Genomic DNA, 2,561 nt, shown 5'->3' with positions numbered 1-2,561 from the left:
CAGGGTGGTCAGGAGCAGGGTCCCGGCGGCCGAGTAGAGGGCGGCAGCTCTCATCGCGTGTCCCTTCGATGCGGCGGCGATGGCATGGCTGCCACGCCCGGCGATCAACAGAAGGGATATTTCGTTGCGCCCGTCGGTGAAGGCAAGCACCGTCCGGCCGGTGTCGGCGTCAATGCCTCTATGCGCCCCCGAAGCCGCCCCTCACTCCCGCCGGAACTGGTCGCGTCACTCCCGCCAGAGCTGGTCGCGGTGGGCGAAGGCGGCGCGCAGCTGCGGCTCGCCGATCGCGCGGATTCCGCGTACGGCGACCGAGGTGAGGAACGACCGCTCGTCGCCGGCCGGCCTGCGCACGAGCGCGCCCAGCAGCCGCTGCCCGGCCGGAGAGGCCCAGCGCGAGTACGGGTGCACCTCGAACCGGGCGATGACCAGACAGCTCAGGGACAGCGTGAGGGGCAGGGCGAACCACAGGCCGACCAGCAGCCGCGGCGTCCCGGTCTGGATGGGCAGCAGCAGCGCGGTCAGGCCGAGGACCGCCACGGCCAGCGCGGCGGCGCGCACCTGGCGCACGGCGGCCCCCACGGTCGTACCGACGCCCTCGGGGACGGCGAGACCGGCGCGCACCAGCCCGTCGGCGAGCCGTCGCACCGCCTCGGCGCCGGCCGCCCGCGCCCGCACGGGCGCGATCCGTGACTGCCCTTCCGGGCCTATGGCCCCTATGACGGACTGCTCGATCTCGTCGCGCCCCCGTGGGTCCACCACCGTGGCCCAGCCGGTGTGCGCCAGCAGCAGGCGCCGCTGGCGGGCCATGGAGACGAGGGTCACATCAGCGACCCGGGCTGGGCCGCCGGAGAGGAACGCCGCCTCGTACAGCGTCAGGTCGTGCCCCGGGGCCGCCGGCGTGGCATCCGTGTCCAGAGCGGCCGCGCGGACGGCCGTCAGGCACAGCCGGGTGCACGCCGTACCGGCGAAAGCCCAGGCCAGGAGCAGGAGGAGGACCCAGAACATGACAAGTTTCTATGCCAGGTCCTGGGTGAACGCCATGCCTTGTTCATCATCCGGACACAGTGTCAGCCGTCTGTGACATTCCGTTTCACCCCAAGGTCAGGCCGGGTCAGGCCAGGCAGGGGCGGTGCGTCAGGGGCTGCTCGTCTGCGGCGGCGGGCTGGTGGTGGCCGGCGGCATGGAGTACGACTCGCCCGGCTCGGGCGTGACGGGCACGGCGGCGCTCGGGGCGACCGCCGGCGGGGTCGGCACCGGGGTGGGGGAGGCGGCCAGCTCCTTCGCGAGCGCGGCGAAGTCGACGTACCCCGTCGCCTCCATGACCTTGATGTGGTCCAGGACGGTCGCGTTGGCGTCGTCGGCGAGATCACGGACCAGGGAGTTCTGGGTGTCGGCCCGGACCTGCGCGACCAGCGTGAACACCCGGGCGTGCGCGAGCCGCAGGATGCCGGCGAACTGGCGGTCGAAGTCCTCGCCCTGCGCCGCGCCCAGGGTGTCGAGCCACTGGTTCTGCTGCGTGTTCGGCTCGTTCGGCAGCGGTACGCCGAGCTGGGTGGCGACGGTGCGGACATGGGCGTCCAGCGAGGTGTGCCCGTCGACCAGGTGCTGTCCCGCCGTCCGTACGGCCGCCGTGGTCCCCTTGCGCTCCGCCAGCTCGCCGGCGGGCAGCTCCCAGAGATCCGCCAGCCGCACTTTGGTGATGAAGTCCTGGTCCTGCGTGGACAGGGGGCCGTAGGAAGTGGTCACGGTCTGTGTGCTCAGCACGGTGGCGCCGGCCGCCGGGCTCTGGCGGTCGGCGTACGACCAGAGCGGGTAGAGCAGCGCCGACGCGGTCGCCGCGAGGGCCGCGATGACGAGGCCTGTGCCGCTGAATATGCCTCGGCCCTTGATCGGGGGTCGGGGTCGCATGGCGCCTCCTGTAGCGCACCGCACGGGAGTGTGCCTGGGGGGTGGTGCGGACGGCATATTACTGCGGGTTCCCTGCGGGGCTCGGGTCGGTACGCAGAGGGTTCGGGAGGTTACGGTGCGTCGGCGGCTGCGGGTGCGTCGTGGCTGGTCGCGCAGTTCCCCGCGCCCCTAGGGGCTGCCCGCAGCGGCACCCGGCCGGCGCCGGTGAGCGACCCCTCAGCCCCGATGCCGCAGCACCTTCCGCGTCGCCCGAGCCACCCGCCCGCCGGACCTCGGGACCGGGCCCGCTCGGTCCAGCCACCACTGCCGCAGCGCACGCAGGGCCCCCGGGTCCTCCGGCCGGCCGGTCCCCAGCAGGTGCGCGGCGAAGGTCAGGGCGTCCTGCCGGTAGCCCCCGCTCATCGGCCGCTCCCGGGCGTAGTCGAGGAACGCCGGCCGGTACCTCTCGCCGAGGATCACCGGCAGCTCCGGTGCCACCTTCGCCACCACGTCCGCCCGCTTCGCCGTGAGCGCCCGCGCCTGTACCCTCATCCGCACCCGGTCGAACCCCTCCGGCACCGGTGTCCCGGCCACCAGCGAGGACAGCACCGCGGCCTGGGCCACACCGACCCGCTCCCGCGCGCCGACCGCCGGACGGGTGAGCACGGCGACAG

General features: G+C 73.7%; 3 protein-coding genes. All 3 read right to left on the bottom strand.

All coding sequences use genetic code 11. The annotated features are described in order from the left end of the window. Positions 1-225: 225 nt before the first annotated feature. Positions 226-1,005 (bottom strand): TIGR04222 domain-containing membrane protein, encoded by a 780-nt coding sequence (locus M878_RS59160; protein ID WP_023545939.1) that lies wholly within the window; start codon positions 1,003-1,005, stop codon positions 226-228. 129 nt (positions 1,006-1,134) lie between these two features. Next, positions 1,135-1,908 carry a DUF4142 domain-containing protein gene (locus M878_RS59155; protein WP_023545938.1) on the bottom strand — a complete coding sequence of 258 codons (774 nt, stop codon included), beginning with the start codon at positions 1,906-1,908 and terminating at the stop codon, positions 1,135-1,137. 216 nt (positions 1,909-2,124) lie between these two features. Further along, positions 2,125-2,561 (bottom strand): SCO6045 C-terminal-like domain-containing protein (locus M878_RS99720; protein ID WP_483414714.1); only part of this gene is annotated, 437 nt, incomplete at its 5' end.

Origin of the sequence: Streptomyces roseochromogenus subsp. oscitans DS 12.976 (assembly GCF_000497445.1) — a bacterium.
Lineage (GTDB): Bacteria > Actinomycetota > Actinomycetes > Streptomycetales > Streptomycetaceae > Streptomyces > Streptomyces oscitans.
Note: the sequence above shows the minus strand (reverse complement) of the source record. Positions and strands in the feature narration are given on the sequence as shown.